Genomic DNA, 20,550 nt, shown 5'->3' on the forward strand with positions numbered 1-20,550 from the left:
GTGATTGCTCATGAGAATTCTGCTGGTAGAAGACGACGAATGCATCGCACAAACGCTTGAAACACTATTAATCAAAGAAAATTACGCGGTTGATATCGCGGTCAATGGTGAAGCAGGCTGGCGATATATCGAAACCTTTGCCTACGATTTGATTTTGCTCGATGTCGTCTTGCCCAAGCTCGATGGCATTACGCTTTGTCGCAAAGTCCGATCGCATCATTACCAAACGCCCGTCCTGTTAATCACGGCTCAAAACTCGCCCACAGAGCGGATTACTGGGCTAGATGCGGGGGCGGATGACTATATGACCAAGCCCTTTGATTTTCCAGAATTGTTGGCGCGAATTCGTGTCCTTCTGCGGAGGGGCAGTACGGCAATTTTGACCATTTTAGAGTGGGAAGATCTGCGTCTCGATCCGGCGGCTTGTAAAGTCAACTACGACGATCGACCGCTTCATCTTACGCCCAAAGAATACCGACTTTTAGAACTGTTTTTGCGAAATCCTCATCAAGTTTTTAGTCGCGGTCGCATTCTCGAACATCTGTGGGGTTGTGAAGAAAATCCTGGCGAAGATACGGTCACGGCACACATTAAAGGACTGCGACAAAAACTCAAACAAGTTGGCGCACCCACCGATCTGATCGAAACCGTTTACGGCATTGGCTACCGACTCAAACAGCTTGCCGTTCCCAAAGCTTCGCTCTCTAATTCGGCGGCCAAAGTGGGACAAGACAGCGCGATCGAGCTAGAACAACCCTTCCTTGATTTAGACCAGCGCAAACAAAAAACCAAAGCCGCGTTGAGAAAACTATGGGAAAAGTTTAAAGCTCAAAATCACGATCGCCTCACCACATTGGAACAGGCGATCGCTGCCCTACAAAACAACGCCCTCGATTCTGAACTGCGCCATCAGGCTCGATTGGCTGCCCACAAGTTAGCGGGGTCGCTGGGCGTATTTGATTTGCACAAAGGGTCACGATTAGCCTTAGCGGTCGAGCAATCCCTCAAACCTGACAGCACCTCAGAGCCACAGCGCCTCGTCAACCTGGTCGAAAATTTGGGCAAAGAAGTCCGACGCGGGTCACCTGACATTTTAGAACCTGTTTCGCAGCAGGGCTGTCCGCTGTTGGTGATTGATCAAGATGCCGAGTTGGTCGATCGTCTGCTCGAAACGGGCTGTTCTCAATCGCTACAGATTGCCAGAATGGCCGAAGACAGCGACCTGAGTTTGGATGCGCTGGTGTTGGATTTTTCGTTAGCAGACTGCTCAGATGATCGCCTGGCTCACCTCGTCGAATTGACGCAATCGATTCCCTTTGCACCCGTGATGATCTTTACCGATCGCGACAGCCTTGATCTGCGAGTTCAACTGGCTCGATCGGGGATTCATGCCGTCTTTCCCAAGCTTCCTCCAGCGCAAATATTGGAGCTAGTAGGACGAGTGCGATCGCAGCGAGAAGCCGACTCGACACAAGTGCTGATGGTCGATGACGATCCCCAAGTTTTGGCCCTGATGCGAACGCTGCTAGAACCCTGGGGACTGCGATTAACCACGCTAGAAGACGCGCCCCAATTCTGGAATACGCTGCAAACCTGTGTGCCCGATCTGCTGATTCTCGACGTGTCCATGCCGCACTTTAACGGGATCGAATTGTGTCAGGTCGTCCGCAACGCGCCCCAGTGGAGTAAGCTTCCTGTTCTCTTTCTCACCGCCCACACCGACCCAACAACCCTACACCGAGCGCTGATGGCCGGAGCCAACGATCTGATCAGCAAATCGATCGCCGAAACCGAATTAGTGCAGCGTATCTTGAGTCAACTGGAGCGATCGAGAATGCTACAAAGTGTAGGAAGTTAAATCAGAAATTTTCTCTTAAAGTCCCCCAGAATTGGGGGGTTGGGGGGCAGAAGACGCAAACAACGCAGCGAAGGAACTTCATCAATCCCACCTTAAGAAGCTTTTAGGCCGCTTTTCTATTTTGTATTGCTATGTCTGACTCCACCCAGCCGAAACTCTCCCAGGGTCAACAGGATGCCTTTCCGTTGCTCCTGCATCGAATGACCAATCGAATTCGGCAATCGCTGGAACTGTCAGAAATTTTGGCCGCAACCGTCGCAGAAGTTCGGTCATTTTTGCAAACCGATCGCGTCAAGGTTTACCGATTTGATCACGATGGCAGTGGTGAAGTGGTGGCAGAATCGATTCACGATCGCCGCTTGCCGTCTCTGATCGGTCACAGTTTCCCCGCCGGAGATATTCCAGAAGTGGCGCGGGAGTTGTTTTTGAGCGCTCGACAACGATCGATCGTCGATGTAGAAACTCAGCAGCTTGGGGCCAGTTCTCTCGCAGAAGAGGGCGATCTGTGGGCAGATATTCGCTTTCGTCCGGTTGATCCCTGTCATGCAGACTACCTGACGGCAATGGGTGTGCGATCGTCGCTGGTGGTTCCGATCGTCACACATGACCAGCTTTGGGGACTGCTGGTATCTCATCATTGCCAACCGCGGCGGGTGACCGAGCAAGAATTACAGGTGGTGCAACTGGTCGCCGATCAGGTGTCGATCGCCATTGCTCAATCGAATATTCTCCACGAAGCTCGCCTCAGAGCCGCCCAAGAAGCCACGCTCAATCAGGTCGTCTCTCTCTTACATTCTCTGCCCGAAATGCAGATCCAGGAAGCGATCGAGGCGATCATTTCAGCGTTGAATGGATCGGGCGGCAGACTCTTGATTGCCCCTCAAGCGGATGATCAGTCCCCTCAGATTTTGGGCTATGGTGACCAGCCGATCGGCGACATTGAGCAGCATCCCGACTGGCAACCCTGGCTAAACCGTCAGAAAAAACAGGACGTTTGGGCGCTTTCTGATCTCCAGCAGTCCAGTTTGCCGAGTGAAATTGCGGCCTCTTTTTTAGACGCTCAGGTGCGCGGCGTGTTGATGGTGCGACTTCACTATCGTCAGCAAACCTTGGGATATCTCAGCATTTTTAGACGAGCGATCGACCTTGAGCGAATCTGGGCCGGAGAAGTCGATCAGTCTGATCCCCGTCAGCGGCTGCCCCGTCTCTCGTTTGACACCTGGTACGAACTCAAGCAAGCACAATCCAATCCCTGGACAGCGGCCAATCTTCAACTGATGCAGGCATTGGGCAAGCACTTTTCGGTCGCCATTCATCAACACAGACTCTACCAGCGAGTACGGGCGCTCAACGCAAATCTCAAGCAAGATATTCAGATGCGGAAACAGGCCGAGATCAAAATTTCTGCTCTGAATGCACAGCTAGAACAACGAGTCAGAGAACGCACCGATGAACTGCAAAAAACCAACGCAGAACTCCTAAAGCAAATCGCCCAAAGAGAACGAGTCCTCCGCGAACAGCAACAGGCCGAAGCCTCTCTCGCCCGTCTCAGTCACCAAAACGAATTAATTCTCAACTCAGCCGGAGACGGGATTTACGGACTCGACGCAGAAGGAAAAATCACCTTTGCCAATCCTGCTGCCGCCCGAATACTGCACTGCGAAGTGAGAGAATTTATTGGGCAATGGATGCACTCTTATCTCAACTACGCCAAACCAGACGGCACGCCCTACTCACTGGCAGAGAGCTTGATCGAGTCCACGTTGCGCGACGGGACAGTGCAATCCCAAACAGGTGACTTATTTCAGCGCCAGGATGGATCGAGCTTTCCGGTGGAGTATGTCAGCAGTCCGATTCGAGAGCAGCAGACGATCGTGGGAGCCGTCGTGGTCTTCAAAGATATCACTGAGCGACAGATCATCGAACAGATGAAAGATGAGTTTGTATCCATTGTTAGTCATGAATTACGCACACCTTTGACATCGATCCGCAGTACGCTGGGACTCGTTGCGAGTGGATGGCTCGATAGTCACCCCGAAAAAAGTCGGCGAATGCTAGAAATCGCCTTTTCTAATACCAATCGTCTCGTTCGATTAATCAATGATATTTTAGATATTGAACGCATTAAATTCGGCAAAATCACGATGGAGAAAAAGTCATGCAACGCTGCTGACTTGATGACCCAATCCGCCGATGCAATGCGGGCCATGGCCGAAAAAGCCGGAATCAAGCTCTATGTCACCCCGATCGCGGTGGATCTCTGGGCAGACCCCGATCGCATCATTCAAACCTTGACCAATTTACTCAACAACGCCCTCAAATTTTCTCCCACTCGCTCTACCGTCTGGCTGACCGCAGAAACTCAAGCCTCATCTCATATTCTGTTTTGTGTCAAAGATCAAGGGAGCGGCATTCCAGAGGATAAATTAGAAGCGATCTTCGATCGCTTTCAGCAAGTCGATGCTTCCAATTCTCGGAGTCAAGGTGGAAGCGGTCTGGGATTAACCATTTGTCGAGAAATCGTCCAGCAGCACGACGGCAAAATCTGGGTCGAGAGCCAGCTTGGAGTCGGCAGTGCGTTTTACTTTACGTTACCCCTCATCCCCCATTCTCCCCATGAATAAGCGCATTCTGATCATTGACGACGAAGCGGACATTCGGGAAGCCACCCAGCTTTGTTTAGAGATTGCCAAGGGGTGGGAAGTGTTGACGGCCAGTTCGGGTCGAGAGGGGCTAGAGAAGGCGAGAACTGAGTTACCCGATGCTGTTCTTTTGGATGTGATGATGCCGGATATTGACGGGCTGCAAACCTTCGAGCGATTACAGTCCAATCCGATTACTCAAAATATTCCCGTCATTTTCTTAACCGCAAAAGCCCAAACCGTCGATCGTCGTCAATTTACCCAACTGGCGATCGCGGCTGTAATTACCAAGCCCTACGATCCGCTGACGCTAGGCGATCAAATTGCCGAAATTTTGAGCATTCATCAATAAAATACCGCCAGTTCCATAGAAATCACCTCTTGTCTTAAGTCCCCCAGAATGGGCAGCTTGGGAGGCAGAAGATCTGAACACCGAAGCGAAAAAAATTCATCAAACTAACGCAAACTAAAAAAACATCTCAGGCGTAAACTTATTTGAAGACTCTTCACGCTTTCATCAGTTCTTCACTTTTTTCTCTTACGCTTCGGAAGTACGTAATCAGTGTGTTGGTGACAGGTAAAAGCGCAGAAATAATGAACGATCGCTTCGCTAGTTGCCAGCCACATTAGACACTAGAAGAACTTTGAATACTCAGTTTTGTAAGCAAGGAGTTGTGTAATCCATGCTGACACAATTTGGTCGGGCAATTAGCGGCGGGCGCAACTCCCTGGAAACCGCCCACATCCGCGATCGTCTTGACCAACTTCCAGAAAATGAATCCTCGATTCCCCAACAGAACCAAATCTCCTGGGAGCGCTTCTGTCAATGGGTCACGAGCACTGATAATCGGATTTATATTGGCTGGTTTGGGGTCATTCTCATTCCCGTCATGTGTACCGCAGCGATTACTTTTTTGATTGCGCTGGTCGTTGCTCCACCTGTTGACGCAGATGGTTTGGGAATGATGATCTCTGGATCACTTCTGAGTGGTAATAATATTATTACTGCAACGGTGGTTCCGACATCGGCAGCGATCGGGCTGCATTTCTATCCGATTTGGGAGGCGAATTCCATTAGTGAGTGGCTTGCTAATGGCGGCCCCTATCAACTGATCGTTCTTCATTTTATAATCGGGATTATCTGTTACCAGGATCGCGAGTGGGAACTTAGTTATCGCTTGGGGATGCGTCCGTGGATCTCTTTGGCGTTCACGGCTCCAGTTGCGGCGACGGTCTCGGTACTGTTGATTTATCCGATCGGTCAGGGTAGTTTTTCGTCAGGGATGCCGTTGGGAATATCGGGCACATTTAACTTTATGCTGTTATTCCAGGCGGATCACAACATTCTCATGAGTCCGTTTCATCAACTGGGCGTAATTGGAGTGTTTGGCGGGGCGCTGCTTTGTTCGGTGCATGGCTCATTGGTGACTTCGACCGTGGTGCGAAAAACGCACGAAAATGAGTCGATTAATGCGGGATATCGGCTGGGTCAGAGAGAACCAACCTATCGATTTGAAGCGGCCCAGACCTATCAGCAGCGTTTACTGTTCAAGGGGTTCTATTTTCCTAACTCGCGATCGGTGCATGTCGTTTTGGCAGCCGTTCCGGTTGCAGGAATCTGGTCAGCAGCGTTGGGCGTGGATGTTTCTGCATTTAACTTTCACAAGCTAAATTTTGATCCACCTGCGATCATTCAGAGCCAAGGAGCGGTGATTCCAACCTGGTCAGATGTCGTTCATCAAGCTGATCTAGGAATTGCGGCCCTCAATGAACAAATGATTCAATTTTTTCCGGTTGATTTAAGTTCAGATTTAAGTTCAGACTCAAGTACAGATTGGGTTGTGGATGAGTAGATTTCTATTCACAGGGGACTGATTTTTAATACTGAAGCATGAACAATAAGTAGATTCAAAATTCTACAAGTTGTATTCATTCTTCTGTATTCGATCGATTTTTTAGCAATCTTTTAGCAATCACTGACTTTCAGTAAAATGAATCTCTTTTTGATTGCCAGTCCCCAATTCCAACTGTTTTCCATCTAGCAAAAGGAGAACCAAATGACTAGTAGTCCTCCAGAGCAACGGCAAGTTAGAGTGGTAACTGATCAAGACCCGGTGCCCACCTCATTTGAGAAATGGTCACAGCCGGGACACTTCGATCGCTCTCTATCGCGAGGAGCCAAGACCACCACCTGGATCTGGAATCTTCACGCCAATGCCCACGATTTTGACAGTCACACCAGTGACTTAGAAGATGTGTCGCGCAAGATTTTTTCGGCTCACTTTGGGCATCTTGCGATCATCTTTATCTGGTTAAGCGGGATGTATTTTCACGGGGCCCGCTTCTCAAATTACACCGATTGGATGGCTAACCCCACGCGGATCAAGCCTAGCGCTCAGGTGGTTTGGGATATCTTTGGACAGGATATTCTCAACGGCGATGTCGGCGGCGGGTTTCGCGGCATTCAAATCACGTCTGGGCTGTTTCAATGGTGGAGAGCAGCCGGGATTACGAATGAATTTCAGCTTTATTGCACGGCGATCGGTGCCCTCGTCATGGCGGGTCTGATGCTGTTTGCAGGCTGGTTTCACTATCACAAACGCGCCCCCAAACTGGAATGGTTTCAAAACGTTGAGGCGATGTTAAATCATCACTTGGCGGGACTGTTGGGGCTGGGCTGTTTGGGTTGGGCGGGGCACCAGATTCACGTTGCCTTGCCGATCAACAAACTGTTGGATGCGGGCGTTCCACCTGAGCAAATTCCATTGCCTCATGAGTTCATTTTGAATTCTCAAGTGATGGCGGATGTGTTTCCTAGTTTTGCCCAGGGGTTAACGCCGTTCTTTACGCTCAACTGGGGCGTTTATTCTGACTTTCTCACCTTCAATGGGGGAGTCAATCCCGTCACGGGTGGGTTGTGGCTAACGGATACCGCACATCATCATTTAGCCTTAGCCGTTCTCTTTATCATTGCGGGTCATATGTACCGCACCAATTGGGGCATTGGTCACAGCCTCAAAGTCATGCTGGATGATGCCAGAACGCCTAATATGCTGCCATTTTTGAGCTTTATTGGCCCGGTCGGTCACAAAGGACTGTTTGAAGTGCTTACGACCTCCTGGCACGCTCAGTTAGCAATCAATCTAGCCATGCTGGGATCATTGAGTATTATCGTGGCGCACCACATGTATGCAATGCCACCATACCCATATTTGGCAACAGATTATGGAACGGTTGTGTCACTGTTTACCCATCACGTTTGGATTGGCGGATTTCTAATTGTGGGAGCGGCGGCCCATGCAGCCATTTTCATGGTCAGAGACTACGATCCAGCGATGAATAATAACAATGTGCTCGATCGCGTGATTCGTCACCGAGATGCCATTATTTCTCACCTGGTTTGGGTCTGTCAGTTCTTAGGGTTCCACAGCTTTGCGATGTATTGTCACAACGATACGATGCGGGCGTTTGGGCGACCTCAAGACATGTTTTCTGATACCGGAATCCAGCTTCAGCCTGTCTTTGCTCAGTGGATTCAGCAGATTCATACAATGGCGATCGGTAATCCTGTTCTGAATGCAGCTCAACCGACGGGCAATGTGTTTGGTGGGGTTCACAACATTGTTCTTTCAGGTATTGGCGCAACCGCACCTGGACTACACGAACCTGTCAGCTATGCCTTTGGCGGTGGGCTGGTCGCAGTCGGCGGCAAAGTCGCCATGATGCCCATCCAACTAGGAACGGCTGACTTTCTGATTCATCACATCCATGCGTTTACCATTCACGTCACCGTATTGGTGTTACTCAAAGGTGTGTTGTTTGCGCGGGGTTCTCGTCTTGTTCCTGACAAAGCAAATCTAGGCTTCCGCTTCCCGTGTGATGGGCCCGGAAGAGGCGGCACCTGTCAAGTATCGGGCTGGGATCACATCTATCTCGGCTTGTTCTGGATGTACAACTCCCTGTCAATGGTGATTTTCCACTTTTTCTGGAAGATGCAATCGGACGTATGGGGGACGGTCAGCCCCGATGGGACAGTCACGCACATTACAGGCGGCAACTGGGCTGCTTCGTCAATCACCAACAACGGATGGCTACGGGACTTCCTCTGGGCCCAGGCCAGCCAGGTGATTTCCTCTTATGGCTCTGCGCTGTCTGCTTACGGCTTAATGTTTCTCGCAGGTCACTTTGTCTTCGGCTTCAGTCTGATGTTCCTGTTTAGCGGTCGCGGCTACTGGCAAGAATTGATCGAGTCGATCGTCTGGGCCCACAATAAGCTCAGAATCAGCCCCAGTATTCAACCTCGCGCTTTGAGCATCATTCACGGTCGGGCAGTCGGTGTCTCCCAATACCTACTAGGCGGAATCGTCACCACCTGGGCGTTCTTCTTAGCAAGAATGGCAGCGCTTGGATGAGGAGAGGGATGAGAGATGAAAGAGGATCAGTCTGGCTGGTGAGTGCTGAAACTACTTCAATTTGAGTGAGTTTTTTCGCTTCGTTGTTCACCGCTTCTGCCCCCCAACCCCCCATTCTGGGGGACTTAAGACAAGAATTCTAGTTCAAAGTCCCTCACTTGTGGGGGATTTAGGGGGCTTCCAAGATCTCTAACCGCAGCGGATTCCCTTCTGTGGAACACCCCTCACCCCTCACTCCTCACCTCCATTAAAGTTAACCACTACAACGCAATAGCTAACTATGGCGACTAAATTCCCAAAATTTAGCAAAGACCTCGCTCAAGATCCCACCACTCGGCGGATCTTCTACGCGATCGCCACGGCCCACGATTTTGAAAGTCACGATGGCATGACGGAAGAAAATCTTTATCAAAGGATTTTTGCGTCTCACTTTGGTCATCTGTCAATCATCTTTTTGTGGATCTCTGGCATTCTGTTTCACGTAGCGTGGCAAGGCAATTTTGAACAGTGGATTCAAGACCCGATTAACAATCGTCCCATTGCTCACGCAATCTGGGATGCTCAGTTTGGGCCAGCCGCGATCGAGGCTTACACACAAGCTGGAGCGCTCAATCCGGTTGATATTTGCTATTCGGGGGTCTATCACTGGTGGTATACGATCGGAATGCGAACCAACAATGATCTATTTGCAGGGGCGCTATTCCTGATCGTATTAGCGGCAGTATTCCTCTACGCAGGTTGGTTACATTTGCAGCCGCGATTTCGGCCTAGTTTGTCCTGGTTTAAGAATGCAGAATCTCGGCTCAATCATCACCTGGCAGGATTGTTTGGCTTCAGCTCTCTCGCGTGGGCGGGGCATCTGATTCACGTTGCCATTCCTGAGTCTCGCGGTCAGCATGTCGGCTGGGATAACTTTTTGGCAGTGCGTCCCCATCCGGCTGGCTTGATGCCCTTCTTTACCGGAAATTGGAGCGTCTATGCCCAAAACCCTGACACCGCCAAGCATCTGTTTGCTACGTCTGAGGGCGCAGGAACCGCCATTCTCACCTTTTTGGGCGGCTTTCATCCCCAAACCCAATCGCTGTGGATGACCGATATGGCGCATCACCATCTGGCGATCGCTGTTCTGTTAATCGTCGCGGGACATATGTATCGCACCAACTTCGGGATTGGTCACAGTATTAAGGAAATGACCAACGCCAAGACATTCTTTGGAACGAAAGTGGAAGGCCCTTTCAACCTGCCGCACCAGGGATTGTATGACGTGATGAACAACTCCCTGCACTTCCAATTAGCGTTTGCTTTAGCAGCCTTGGGAGTCGCCAGTTCACTCACAGCGCAGCATATGTACTCGATGCCGCCCTATGCCTTTATTGCCAAGGATTTTACGACTCAGGCAGCGCTGTATACTCATCACCAATACATTGCTGGATTTTTGATGGTGGGTGCCTTTGCTCACGGGGCGATCTTTCTAGTTCGGGACTATGTGCCAGAGGCGAATAAAGGCAATGTGCTGGAACGCATTCTGCAACACAAAGAAGCGATCATTTCTCACCTGAGTTGGGTGTCAATGTTCCTGGGTTTCCACACCTTGGCATTGTATGTTCACAACGATGTTGAGGTCGCCTTTGGCAGTCCTGAAAAGCAAATTTTGGTCGAGCCAGTGTTTGCCCAATTCATTCAGGCGGCGCATGGTAAGGCGCTTTACGGCATCGATACGCTCTTGTCTAACTCAGACAGTGTGGCGGCGACCGCCTGGCCCAACTACGCGAATGTGTGGCTTCCGGGCTGGCTAGAAGCGGTCAACAATGGCACAAACTCACTGTTCTTAACCATTGGCCCAGGTGATTTTCTAGTTCATCACGGGATTGCACTAGGTTTGCATGTCACGACGCTAATTTTAGTCAAAGGCGCACTTGATGCCCGTGGCTCTAAGCTAATGCCCGACAAGAAAGATTTTGGCTACGCCTTCCCCTGCGATGGGCCCGGAAGAGGCGGCACCTGTGATATTTCTGCCTGGGATAGCTTCTATCTGGCGACATTCTGGATGTTGAATACGCTGGGTTGGGTGACGTTTTACTGGCACTGGAAGCATCTCGCCATCTGGTCAGGAAACGTGGCGCAGTTTAACGAAAGTTCGACTTACTTAATGGGCTGGTTCCGCGATTATCTCTGGCAATATTCTGCCCCACTAATCAACGGCTACAACCCGTATGGAACTAGTAATCTAGCGGTTTGGGCCTGGATGTTCCTCTTCGGACATTTAGCCTGGGCTGTCAGCTTTATGTTCTTGATCGCGTGGCGAGGCTACTGGCAAGAGCTAATCGAAACCCTGATGTGGGCCCACGAAAACACGCCTCTATCGTTTGGCTACCCCAAAGACAAGCCCGTTGCGTTGTCGATCGTCCAGGGTCGTTTGGTCGGCTTAACTCACTTTACGGTCGGCTACATTGCCACTTATGGAGCCTTTCTAATAGGCGCAACGGCTGGCAAGTTTAACTGACGAGAGGGGTGAGGGGGAAAGATGAGAGACATTAGACATTGAACTTTGGACGAAAGAACATTTTTAGTCCTCAGTCACACCTCACACCTCACACCTCACTCCTCACTTCTCCAAAAAAGCTTGAGGCAACTCTCCTCTCGTCTCAGGAGTCCTGATCATGGGCTATCACGATCGGGACTTTTCCTATCAATCGCTCAACAAGGTGAAAGGATATGACATCGACTCAGGAAACTACGTTGTCTTCTCCCTATGAGAATGACCCGATCAAGCCCTACAAAGGCGATCCCTGGTTGGCAAATTTATCGACTCCGATTAACGACTCGCCGATCGTCAATGCTTTTATTCGCAATCTTCCCGCCTATCGTCCGGGGCTTACGCCTTTTATGCGCGGGCTAGAAATTGGCATGGCGCACGGCTACTTTTTGGTCGGCCCAGAAGTCGTCGTCGGGCCACTGCGAGAAACGGCTCACGGGGCCAATTTAAGTGGTTTAATTACCGCTATTTACATCACGGTTTCAGCCTGTTTGGGTATCTCAATTTTTGCGTCGGCAACCTTTCAAGGCGACCCCAAAGGCACCTACAATTCGCACTCCCAAGATGACTTAAGACCGCTGCGTAAAAAAGAAGACTGGTTTCAAATTGGCGGCGGAATTTTGCTCGGTGCAACAGGTGGCGCATTATTCGCGTACGCCCTACTCGAAAACTTTGACGACCTCGACGCTATCTTACGCGGCAAAGTCAATGTAGGAATGGCCTTGAGCCAATGGTTTGGTTAACGTAACTTCGATAAAATTCTCCGCTGAACTCGCGATCGAAATGCTTATCCAAAAGTCCCCCAGAATTGGCAGTTTGGGGGGCAGAAGATCCCAATAACGAAGCGGAAAATCTTCATCGAATAGACGTTTGATTAGCAACTTTTACCTGGAGAAACGATCATGGCCGACTTAACTCAACTCACAGGACACTATTCGCTTTCATGGTTACCCTGGATTATGATTCCTTTGATCTTTTACATTCTGCCGTTTCCCATTTTTGCAATCATTTTTCTATGGATTGAGCGAGAATCTCCAACCGAAGAACCTTAACTTTTGCAAATAGGAGCCATTTTTGTGAACAAACTATTTCTATTATTGCTGACGTTCCTTTCTGCATTAACGATCTCATTCACTCACCTATCACCTGCCCTTGCCGTCAATACGACACTGGTGCCCTGTGGTGAGTCTGCCGCCTTTCAGCAGCGTCGAGAAAATGCCCCCAAAAACAACTACTACTACACCAAACCGTTTGAAGCCTATTCTTCAGAGTTGCTGTGTGGGGAAGATGGGCTACCTCACTTGCCGCTCGATCGCCTCGATTTAGCCCTTGATGTCCTTGCGCCCTTCTCACTTTTTCTCTATGTCGCTGGCTTTATCGGTTGGTCAGGGCGGGCTTACTTGCTCAAAGCTAACAAAGCTGATAAGCCAGAAGAAATGGAGATTTTTATCAATCTGCCTGTGGCGATCGCTTCAATTCTGCAAGGCTTATTATGGCCGCTGCTCGCGCTCAAAGAATTCGTCAGTGGCGAACTAACCGCAAAAGATAACGAAATCCCCGTTTCACCTCGCTAGCCTCATCTTCAGGAGTTTAAATCATGCAATATCTTGCGAAATATCTGACCAGCGCTCCCGTTGTGGCGATCGTGACGCTAGTTATCATTTCTACAATCCTGATTGAGTTAAATTACCTGTTTCCAGGATTGCAGTATGGGACTTATTTCCATCCCATTCCCTAATTTTTTGTAGATTTCAAGTCGGCTGTCTTCATTCCTAATCGTGATGTGAGAATTTGTCTTTGCTGTTCGCGATGCTGTTTGTAGTTGTGTTTACAAGTGCATTCCTGACAGCCTCTACTCTGGGCAAATTCTCCATCTTTATTACAGATGTTATTAACGGTAAATGGCCGCGATCGCAAATGCAGCAATCAGAGGGAGAATAATCGGCACCGCCACCACAAGCGCCCATTTGTCTACTTTGAGCGGCAGCCCTTCAGCTTTGAGAACGAAGACCCAGACAGCAATTGCCAACACAATCCAGATGCAGCCAAACAGAAAGAAAACCGAATATCCTGCGTCTGCCATTTTAAGGTTTTTCCTTTCACTCAATTCACTCACTATAGCAACCCCCCAAAGTTGACAAAGTATCTCTAGAGAGACATTGCTGATTTGGCATTGCTGAATCACGGGATGAATTGCCCCCAGTATGAAGGAGAACCAACTGCTCAAAGTCCCCCATTCTGGGGGATTTAGGGGGCGGAGGATCTCAGCAATGACAGATCGATCGACGTGTGTCTACACGGCAGAATTTCTCACAGAGGGATTCTAAACCTCTATCAGGATCAGGGATTTTTGCGTGGTCAAAGGTTGAACGACGTTTGGGTTCAGACTATCCTGAGTGAGAGCCTGCCAAACAAACCATGACCAGCTACCAATTTCCAGAAGACTTTGAGTGGGGGGCGGCGACCGCTGCCTATCAAATTGAAGGAGCCGCTCAAGAAGATGGACGCAAACCCAGCGTGTGGGATGTGTTTAGCCAAAAATGGGGACGGACTCGCAATCGAGACACGGGAGCGATCGCCTGTGACCACTATCATCGCTATGAGCAAGACGTAAAGCTGATGGCGGATTTAGGCATCAAACACTATCGCTTTAGCATTTCCTGGTGTCGCATTGTCCCCGATGGTCGCGGCGCGGTGAATGAGAAAGGCATTGACTTTTATCGCAGGCTCGTCGATTGTTTGCTCACCCACGGTATTACGCCACATGCCACGCTGTTTCATTGGGACAGTCCACAGGCGTTAGAAACTCGCTACGGCTCCTGGCAAAGTCGAGAAATGGCGCAGGATTTTGCCGACTATGTGAGCGCAACGGTGACGCGACTGGGCGATCGCATTCAAAACTGGATGACGCTCAACGAAATCACCTGCTTTACTCACATGGGTTACGACGTTTGGAAGCCCGCCCAACACGCACCCGGAACTCGCGTCAAAAATCGCAAAGCCGTCTGGCAAACCTCTCATCACGCGCTGCTGGCCCACGGTTTGGGCTGTCAAGCAATCAGAGCCGCAACGCCACAGCCTTGTTCTATTTCACTCGTCGATAACTTTGGGGTGACCGTCCCGCTTAATGAATCGGATCACAATATTGAAGCTGCTAAAAAAGCATTCCCGTATCACTGTGGAAATGGTGGAATTATCTATCCCGCGATCGCTGGCGAATACAATTCACAATTACTCAAACAACTCGGAGCAGATGCACCAGAGATTCAAGACGGTGATTTGAAAATTATCCATCAGCCAATCGATTCTTTAGGCTTAAATATTTACACCGGAACTTACATTCGCGCATCCGACAACGATCAGGGCTGTGAATGGATCGATTTTTCTAAAGGGTATCCCAAGCTAAACATGCCGTGGCTACAAATCGTACCCGAAAGTTTATATTGGGGCATTCGTCATGTGAGCGAAACGCTGAATCGTCCCGACTTGCCGATTTACATCACAGAGAATGGCTGTGCCGCCCAGGATGAAGTGAACTCTAACGGAGAAGTGATGGATCTCGATCGCATTCTCTATCTGCGTCAATACCTCCAGTCCGTCCATCGGGCATCCAGCGAAGGGTATCCGATTCGAGGATATTTTGTCTGGAGTTTGATGGATAACTTTGAGTGGTCGTGGGGCTACGATCGACGTTTTGGCATCACCTATATCGACTATCGCACTCAAAAACGTATCCCAAAATCCAGCTATCACTGGTATGCAGAATGCATTCGTCAAAATCGAGTCGTTTAAAAATTCGCAAAACTCAAATGCTGACCCTCAAAAAACTTCCTCGCCTGTCTCTGTCGCTGCTCCTGGTCGCGTATGTGATCTTTGGCAAATTTCTGACTCTGACCACTCACTCCCAATTTTTGTGGGGCATCGCGATCGCCTGGGGATTGTTCGTCGCGATCGTGCTGATGCATCCCCTACAAGGACTTCAACGCATGATTAAACGCTGGTTCAAATCAGACACCGTAGCATTTTGCGCTTTGGTCGGACTTGCCGCCTTTGCCTCGATTTTTCTGACCTGGTTCAAGCTGTTTATGCCGATCGTGATGATGATCAGTGCCGAATTTCTAGCCCGCATCGATTTGCAAACGTCCGAATTTACTGAGCTTCAAGCCTGCTGCTTACTGACTGCAACCGCCTGGATTGGTTTAGGGGTGGGCTGGATGGTCGGGCAAGTCGTTTAGTTAGGGGAGGGATGAGGGAGAACTTCGATGATCTGTTCCCCCTTTGGGGGTAATCCGCTTCGCGAGGAGGGATGAGGCTTATCCTGCCAGGGCTACTAGCGATCGAAAAATACTCTCGTATCTAAACTGCCCTTTTCTCTGAGATAGCGCTGCATCGTTTCTGCCTCCCCAATCTGACCAAATGGGCCGATCGCCACATGGGGCCCCAACGGTCGATCGCGCAGTTGAATTGAATTTTGCTGAACGCCTAATCGAATGGCTCGATCGCGCAGTTCTGGCAGAGTCGATCGATTTCCTGGAACCACGACGTAGTAGCCTCTTGCACTGTTTCCACCAATGAGTGAGCCTGTGCCGCCGACAGCAATTTGACTGGAAATTCCTTGCACTGCCAGTTTTGCTACTTGCTGCTGTGCATTAGCTTCGGTGCGAAACACCCCCACCTGAATCACCCTGCGCCCATCCAACCGTTGCACAAAAGCCCCCGGCTCAACTCGCTTCACTTCCTGCAAAAGGAGCGGGCTATCTCCATTCACAAACACCCGATATTGATTCAAGTTAGCCGCAGGTGGACTAAACAAAGGAGGATTTGCTACAGGCGGCGCTTGATAAACTCGCTCTCCAGGAACGGGAATAACATTATTGGGGTTAACCGTGGGTAATTCCAAAGGCGCAACCGAAGGCGCAGGCGGCAGATTCATATCAGAAGAAACCTGTGCGTCAGCGCGTTTAATCAGCGCCGAAAATGACAGAATGCACGCGATCGCGATCAAAAAAGTGAATCGAGTCTTAAACAAAACTGAAATAGCGTGACGATAATCATCAGAAATGCAGGTCATAGCAGATGAATCCCTTGACTGCCAAATTTTGCGGTCAGCATAACATACAGAAGGGATAAGGGAGAACTTCATTCCGCTTCGCCAGGAAGAATGAGAGATAAAAATTCTAAAATTCAACGGCTCACTCCTCACTCCTCACTCCTCACTCCTCACTCCTCACTCCTCACTCCTCACTCCTCACCCCTCCCAAGTGTTAGCCTAGAGAAGCATTCGCGTATTTCGTCCCATGAACAAAGTTGTAGTCGGACTCTCCGGCGGAGTCGATAGCTCAGTTGCAGCAGCCGTTTTGCACAATCAAGGCTTTGAAGTGGTTGGCTTGACCCTCTGGTTGATGAAGGGGAAAGGTCAGTGCTGCTCTGAAGGCATGGTGGACGCGGCCAAACTTTGTGAATTTTTGGGCATTCCTCACCACATTGTCGATAGTCGCGATCGCTTCCAAGAAAACATCATCGATTATCTGGTGACCGGGTATGGCGATGGCATTACGCCGCTCCCGTGTTCTCAGTGCAACAAAGCCGTTAAATTTAGCCCGATGCTCACCTTTGCGCGGGAGTTAGGGATCGAGAAGATCGCCACAGGGCACTATGCGCGCATTCAATACAACCCGCAGACCCAAAGGCATGAACTGTGGCGGGCGGTCGATCGCACCAAAGATCAGTCCTATTTTCTCTACGATCTCAGCCAGGATGTGCTCGCTCAGGTCGTGTTTCCGCTCGGCGATCAGCCCAAAACTGAAACTCGTCGCATCGCGGCTGAATTTGGACTCCACACCGCCGATAAGCCCGAAAGTCAAGACCTCTGTCTCGTCGAAGCTAATGGCTCCATGAAGTCGTTTCTCGATAAATACATCACGCCCCAAAAAGGTGACATCGTAGATCAAGCGGGACGAATTTTGGGTCAGCACGAAGGCGTTCATCACTATACGATCGGACAGCGCAAAGGATTGGGAATCGCCCACAGTGAGCCGCTCTACGTGATCGGATTGGATGCCGGACGCAACCGCGTGATTGTCGGCGAGCGCTCCGAAGCCTGGGAAACCGAATGCAGCGTACAGCGCGTTAACTGGGTGTCGATCGCAAAACCAACCGCGCCCATTCATGCCGATGTGCAAATCCGCTATCGATCGCCTGCGATGCCTGCGACGGTGATTCCACTGGCTAACGATCGTATCCGCATTGTCTTCGACGATCCTCAGTTCAGTATTACGCCCGGTCAGGCGGCTGTCTGGTACGACAAAGAAGTGCTACTCGGCGGCGGCATCATCGAAAGGCGGTAAAAAGAGGTCAATTCGATGAAGTTCTTTCGTGGTGTTCAGATCTGTTGTCCCTAACCTTCACACCAGGTTTCTGGTTCAAAGTCCCTCACTCGTGGGAGATTTGGGGGGCTGAAGGGCTGAACACCGAAGCAAAAAACTGCATCGACTTCCCAATCCTGGCTAATCAGACCCACCCGAAACTAGCTTAAAAACCCTTTCTGTCCCACTGCCTGATCGTCTAAATACATACCGCTTTCCGATCGTCAGCGTGGTTGAAGTCGTGGGATCGCAATCCGCGCAAGTGCTATTAAATCTTACCTTTAGCCCAAACGACGAGTTAGAAGAAAAGCGTCTAGAGTCGCCCGGATTCAGTACTTCTGAGTCTCCGTCAACCGTGAAGGCAATCACGCTGCTGGTATGGTTTGAGATGCGGGTGTAGGTTTCGCGATCGTCTGGTTCCATAATCGATTGCAAAACTCTGCCATCCCTGCATTTAAATTCGCGCACCTTACGAATATCGGCGCATTCATTCAGTGAAACGCTGGAATTTTTGCAGATTTTTTTCTGCTCCCACTTTGCGTCACTTTGGACTCGCTCCAATCTTTTGAGCACTTGAGCGCTAAATTTACCCGAATCGATCACCCGATTGCGCTCTTTAATCTCATACTGAAACTCGTTGTTGCCTTCTACCAGGTTAAAGCGTCGTCTGTCGTGGGTATTGCCTAACGAAGCGCGGGCGGTTTCGGAGGTGGGGCGACGTTCGTCATATTCCCGATCGGTATAGGGATAAGGATTGGCGCTCACTCCCTGAGTAACGTTGCGAATGATCACACGGCGATGAGGAGCAGGCGGCGTTTTTTCTGAGATAAAACTCGCTTCCAGTTCAGAAATCACCGTACTCTGGCAGTCTCCAAAGTATTCTGTCATGACAAAGTTTGCTTGATTAAGGGGCGATCGCCCTCCAAATCTCAGCCCAACTGAGGGAGTAGGGTTCGTGACAGATTGAGTTTGAGCAGACGTGGGGAGAGAATGGGTGACCGCTGCAAAAACTCCGACGATCGCACTCACTGACAAAATCCAACTTCGCTTCATCAAAGCCTCCCCATCATGCTTTCTGGTTTACTTACCCTATGATTTACACAAACACAGAGGATAAATCCAGAAATTACACGTAGGGTTCACTGAATGCAATGCAGAAGACTTTGCTATTTAAAGTGATCAACCCAATCGCACTACTCAAGGGAACATGGCCGTTCTAGCGCCGATCGCAGCAGATCCTTATAGCCTCGACTGCTGATCACATACGCCCCAAATCGCTCCAAATGAGGATTCATCATCTGAGCATCAAGTAAGACAAACTGCCGATCTCTCAGTCGCTCCACCAGTTTGACCATCGCGACTTTAGAACCTTCTGGAATCCGAAAAAACATCGACTCGCCGATAAATGCCCCACGAATCACAATTCCTAAAATGCCGCCCGCCAATCGATCGCCCTGCCAGGTTTCAAAACTGTGGGCCCATCCCGCCTTGTGCAACGCCCAGTAGACTTCCTTCATCTGCTCAGAAATCCAGGTCGTCTCGCGATCGGCACAGCCTTCTACCACTGACTTAAAATCTCGATTAATGGCCACCGTAAACCGCTCTTGATTGAGAACGCGCTGCAACGATTTGGGGTAGCGAAAGCGATCATCCAACGGAATCAACGTTCTCTCTCGACTGCTATACCAACTCAGATCACTGCCTGAGTCGTCTGCCATCAAGAAATAACCCTGAGCATACCCTTCGACGATGGAGGCAACATCAATCTGCATAGCGGTAGTTGCAGGGTCGTCCATCCCTGAAGTCCATCATTACAAAAACGTCCATCATTACAAATGACAACGGACAGATCACCAATCACAAACGGGTGAGTGTATAGTTTGGATAGTTTAGCCGATCGCGGAAGATGTCCCAATGGTTGAACCCATTCCACCCATCACATTACCCCCTGCCAAATATCCAGAGCAGGAAGGAGCCTGGTTACAGCAAAATCTTCAACAGTGGCTAGACCAGGAATTTTTGCCCGAAGCGATTAACGGAACGATCGCCCAACGTGCGGCTCAGATCTACGTTCGGCAGCGTATGGAAGATGAGAACGATCTGGGTGCGCTGGTGATGGCGATTATTTCAGAAATGCAGGCGTTTGACTTTTCACAAAGTTTCTACAGCGAATTTGCCGTCGCCAACGCCGTTAGTGATCTCCTGCTCGACAGCCTGGGCATCGATCGCTGTTGTGGACAGTAACAGATAGAAGCAACCTATAAAAAAGCTTTGAGTTTTGAGCCTGCCGCTTTGAGTTGAATCTCTCCAACCCAAAAACTTAAGAACTCAGCCCTCAAAACCCTCTTACCAGCTAGACTTGACCACGCCTGGCAACAAACCCTGGTGAGCCATTTCGCGCAAAACGTGGCGAGACAGACCAAAATCGCTGTAAACGCCTCTCGGACGACCCGTTGCCCAACAAATCTTACGAACCCGCACACGAGCGCTGTTGCGAGGAAGCTGCTGAATTTCGCGATGGATTGCCAGCTTTTGTTGCTGAGAGGTGGCCTTCGCGAACTGTTCTTTGAGTTCTTGTCGCTTCTCAGCGTACTTCTCGACCGTTTCTTGACGCTTTTTAGCGCGCTCAATCATGCTCTTCTTAGCCATGAATCGTCAAACCATAAAAAGACAGTGCCTCTCATTGTACCGAATGAAGGGTGAGAAGGGGAAGAGAATTTTTGGGTGATGGCGTGAG

Annotated in this window: 19 protein-coding genes; 14 read left to right on the forward strand and 5 right to left on the reverse strand. The window is 49.9% G+C overall.

Annotated features, from left to right (window positions below):
• Nucleotides 1–10: 10 nt before the first annotated feature.
• The 10 genes from ACKFKF_RS05305 to ACKFKF_RS05350 all read left to right on the forward strand — a co-directional run bounded on the left by ACKFKF_RS05305 (nt 11) and on the right by ACKFKF_RS05350 (nt 13,186).
• Complete coding sequence (locus tag ACKFKF_RS05305) at nt 11–1,858, forward strand: response regulator (RefSeq protein WP_446866726.1); 1,848 nt, start codon at nt 11–13, stop codon at nt 1,856–1,858.
• 131 nt (nt 1,859–1,989) lie between these two features.
• On the forward strand, nt 1,990–4,482 hold the full coding sequence (locus ACKFKF_RS05310) for an ATP-binding protein (RefSeq protein ID WP_446866727.1): 2,493 nt from the start codon (nt 1,990–1,992) through the stop codon (nt 4,480–4,482).
• Nucleotides 4,475–4,852 carry a response regulator gene (locus tag ACKFKF_RS05315; protein ID WP_446858962.1) on the forward strand — a complete coding sequence of 126 codons (378 nt, stop codon included), beginning with the start codon at nt 4,475–4,477 and terminating at the stop codon, nt 4,850–4,852. Before ACKFKF_RS05310 ends, ACKFKF_RS05315 begins: the two co-directional genes overlap by 8 nt.
• 331 nt (nt 4,853–5,183) lie before the next feature.
• A complete protein-coding gene (locus ACKFKF_RS05320; protein ID WP_446866728.1) occupies nt 5,184–6,353 on the forward strand; it encodes a photosystem II q(b) protein in 1,170 nt (389 codons plus the stop codon).
• Between the two features lie 204 nt (nt 6,354–6,557).
• The gene (gene psaA / locus ACKFKF_RS05325; RefSeq protein ID WP_446866729.1) at nt 6,558–8,912 is read left to right on the forward strand and encodes a photosystem I core protein PsaA; all 2,355 of its coding nucleotides are present in this window, start codon (nt 6,558–6,560) and stop codon (nt 8,910–8,912) included.
• Between the two features lie 280 nt (nt 8,913–9,192).
• Nucleotides 9,193–11,415, forward strand: a complete 2,223-nt coding sequence (psaB, locus tag ACKFKF_RS05330; RefSeq protein WP_446866730.1) for a photosystem I core protein PsaB — start codon at nt 9,193–9,195, stop codon at nt 11,413–11,415.
• Nucleotides 11,416–11,627: 212 nt separating this feature from the next.
• On the forward strand, nt 11,628–12,191 hold the full coding sequence (locus ACKFKF_RS05335; RefSeq protein WP_446866731.1) for a photosystem I reaction center subunit XI: 564 nt from the start codon (nt 11,628–11,630) through the stop codon (nt 12,189–12,191).
• A 159-nt stretch (nt 12,192–12,350) separates the two neighbouring features.
• A complete protein-coding gene (gene psaI / locus ACKFKF_RS05340; RefSeq protein WP_446858957.1) occupies nt 12,351–12,500 on the forward strand; it encodes a photosystem I reaction center subunit VIII in 150 nt (49 codons plus the stop codon).
• A 24-nt stretch (nt 12,501–12,524) separates the two neighbouring features.
• The gene (locus ACKFKF_RS05345; RefSeq protein ID WP_446858956.1) at nt 12,525–13,022 is read left to right on the forward strand and encodes a Photosystem I reaction center subunit III; all 498 of its coding nucleotides are present in this window, start codon (nt 12,525–12,527) and stop codon (nt 13,020–13,022) included.
• Nucleotides 13,023–13,045: 23 nt separating this feature from the next.
• On the forward strand, nt 13,046–13,186 hold the full coding sequence (locus ACKFKF_RS05350) for a photosystem I reaction center subunit IX (protein ID WP_446858955.1): 141 nt from the start codon (nt 13,046–13,048) through the stop codon (nt 13,184–13,186).
• A gap of 153 nt (nt 13,187–13,339) precedes the next feature.
• Here the strand turns inward: ACKFKF_RS05350 and ACKFKF_RS05355 are convergent, their stop codons facing one another.
• The gene (locus tag ACKFKF_RS05355) at nt 13,340–13,531 is read right to left on the reverse strand and encodes a hypothetical protein (protein ID WP_446858954.1); all 192 of its coding nucleotides are present in this window, start codon (nt 13,529–13,531) and stop codon (nt 13,340–13,342) included.
• 335 nt (nt 13,532–13,866) lie between these two features.
• On the opposite strand from ACKFKF_RS05355, the gene ACKFKF_RS05360 reads away from it, so the two are divergent.
• On the forward strand, nt 13,867–15,240 hold the full coding sequence (locus ACKFKF_RS05360; protein ID WP_446866732.1) for a GH1 family beta-glucosidase: 1,374 nt from the start codon (nt 13,867–13,869) through the stop codon (nt 15,238–15,240).
• A 17-nt stretch (nt 15,241–15,257) separates the two neighbouring features.
• Entirely contained in the window at nt 15,258–15,683 is a 426-nt protein-coding gene (locus tag ACKFKF_RS05365) for a hypothetical protein (RefSeq protein ID WP_446866733.1), read from the forward strand.
• Between the two features lie 95 nt (nt 15,684–15,778).
• Here ACKFKF_RS05365 and ACKFKF_RS05370 read toward each other — a convergent pair whose 3' ends face one another.
• Nucleotides 15,779–16,519 (reverse strand): SPOR domain-containing protein, encoded by a 741-nt coding sequence (locus tag ACKFKF_RS05370; protein WP_446866734.1) that lies wholly within the window; start codon nt 16,517–16,519, stop codon nt 15,779–15,781.
• A 226-nt stretch (nt 16,520–16,745) separates the two neighbouring features.
• On the opposite strand from ACKFKF_RS05370, the gene mnmA reads away from it, so the two are divergent.
• Nucleotides 16,746–17,795: a tRNA 2-thiouridine(34) synthase MnmA gene (gene mnmA / locus ACKFKF_RS05375; protein ID WP_446866736.1), complete on the forward strand. Its 1,050-nt coding sequence runs from the start codon at nt 16,746–16,748 to the stop codon at nt 17,793–17,795.
• Between the two features lie 159 nt (nt 17,796–17,954).
• Here the strand turns inward: mnmA and ACKFKF_RS05380 are convergent, their stop codons facing one another.
• A complete protein-coding gene (locus tag ACKFKF_RS05380; RefSeq protein ID WP_446858949.1) occupies nt 17,955–18,866 on the reverse strand; it encodes a hypothetical protein in 912 nt (303 codons plus the stop codon).
• 140 nt (nt 18,867–19,006) lie between these two features.
• Nucleotides 19,007–19,609: a leucyl/phenylalanyl-tRNA--protein transferase gene (gene aat, locus ACKFKF_RS05385; RefSeq protein WP_446866737.1), complete on the reverse strand. Its 603-nt coding sequence runs from the start codon at nt 19,607–19,609 to the stop codon at nt 19,007–19,009.
• Between the two features lie 118 nt (nt 19,610–19,727).
• Between aat and ACKFKF_RS05390 the strand changes: the two genes are divergently transcribed.
• Nucleotides 19,728–20,057 (forward strand): hypothetical protein, encoded by a 330-nt coding sequence (locus ACKFKF_RS05390; RefSeq protein WP_446866738.1) that lies wholly within the window; start codon nt 19,728–19,730, stop codon nt 20,055–20,057.
• 102 nt (nt 20,058–20,159) lie between these two features.
• On the opposite strand, the gene rpsN is transcribed toward ACKFKF_RS05390, so the two are convergent.
• On the reverse strand, nt 20,160–20,462 hold the full coding sequence (gene rpsN, locus ACKFKF_RS05395; RefSeq protein ID WP_446858946.1) for a 30S ribosomal protein S14: 303 nt from the start codon (nt 20,460–20,462) through the stop codon (nt 20,160–20,162).
• Nucleotides 20,463–20,550 lie beyond the last annotated feature (88 nt).

The sequence above is a fragment of the Phormidesmis sp. 146-12 genome, from assembly GCF_052939495.1.

What these genes read in the sequence shown, in the direction of transcription:
- ACKFKF_RS05305 (WP_446866726.1), top strand. Translation starts at nt 11, where the DNA reads ATGAGAATTCTGCTGGTAGAAGACGACGAATGCATCGCACAAACGCTT.
- ACKFKF_RS05310 (WP_446866727.1), top strand. Translation starts at nt 1,990, where the DNA reads ATGTCTGACTCCACCCAGCCGAAACTCTCCCAGGGTCAACAGGATGCC.
- ACKFKF_RS05315 (WP_446858962.1), top strand. Translation starts at nt 4,475, where the DNA reads ATGAATAAGCGCATTCTGATCATTGACGACGAAGCGGACATTCGGGAA.
- ACKFKF_RS05320 (WP_446866728.1), top strand. Translation starts at nt 5,184, where the DNA reads ATGCTGACACAATTTGGTCGGGCAATTAGCGGCGGGCGCAACTCCCTG.
- psaA (WP_446866729.1), top strand. Translation starts at nt 6,558, where the DNA reads ATGACTAGTAGTCCTCCAGAGCAACGGCAAGTTAGAGTGGTAACTGAT.
- psaB (WP_446866730.1), top strand. Translation starts at nt 9,193, where the DNA reads ATGGCGACTAAATTCCCAAAATTTAGCAAAGACCTCGCTCAAGATCCC.
- ACKFKF_RS05335 (WP_446866731.1), top strand. Translation starts at nt 11,628, where the DNA reads ATGACATCGACTCAGGAAACTACGTTGTCTTCTCCCTATGAGAATGAC.
- psaI (WP_446858957.1), top strand. Translation starts at nt 12,351, where the DNA reads ATGGCCGACTTAACTCAACTCACAGGACACTATTCGCTTTCATGGTTA.
- ACKFKF_RS05350 (WP_446858955.1), top strand. Translation starts at nt 13,046, where the DNA reads ATGCAATATCTTGCGAAATATCTGACCAGCGCTCCCGTTGTGGCGATC.
- ACKFKF_RS05355 (WP_446858954.1), bottom strand. Translation starts at nt 13,531, where the DNA reads ATGGCAGACGCAGGATATTCGGTTTTCTTTCTGTTTGGCTGCATCTGG.
- ACKFKF_RS05360 (WP_446866732.1), top strand. Translation starts at nt 13,867, where the DNA reads ATGACCAGCTACCAATTTCCAGAAGACTTTGAGTGGGGGGCGGCGACC.
- ACKFKF_RS05365 (WP_446866733.1), top strand. Translation starts at nt 15,258, where the DNA reads ATGCTGACCCTCAAAAAACTTCCTCGCCTGTCTCTGTCGCTGCTCCTG.
- ACKFKF_RS05370 (WP_446866734.1), bottom strand. Translation starts at nt 16,519, where the DNA reads ATGACCTGCATTTCTGATGATTATCGTCACGCTATTTCAGTTTTGTTT.
- mnmA (WP_446866736.1), top strand. Translation starts at nt 16,746, where the DNA reads ATGAACAAAGTTGTAGTCGGACTCTCCGGCGGAGTCGATAGCTCAGTT.
- ACKFKF_RS05380 (WP_446858949.1), bottom strand. Translation starts at nt 18,866, where the DNA reads ATGAAGCGAAGTTGGATTTTGTCAGTGAGTGCGATCGTCGGAGTTTTT.
- aat (WP_446866737.1), bottom strand. Translation starts at nt 19,609, where the DNA reads ATGGACGACCCTGCAACTACCGCTATGCAGATTGATGTTGCCTCCATC.
- ACKFKF_RS05390 (WP_446866738.1), top strand. Translation starts at nt 19,728, where the DNA reads ATGGTTGAACCCATTCCACCCATCACATTACCCCCTGCCAAATATCCA.
- rpsN (WP_446858946.1), bottom strand. Translation starts at nt 20,462, where the DNA reads ATGGCTAAGAAGAGCATGATTGAGCGCGCTAAAAAGCGTCAAGAAACG.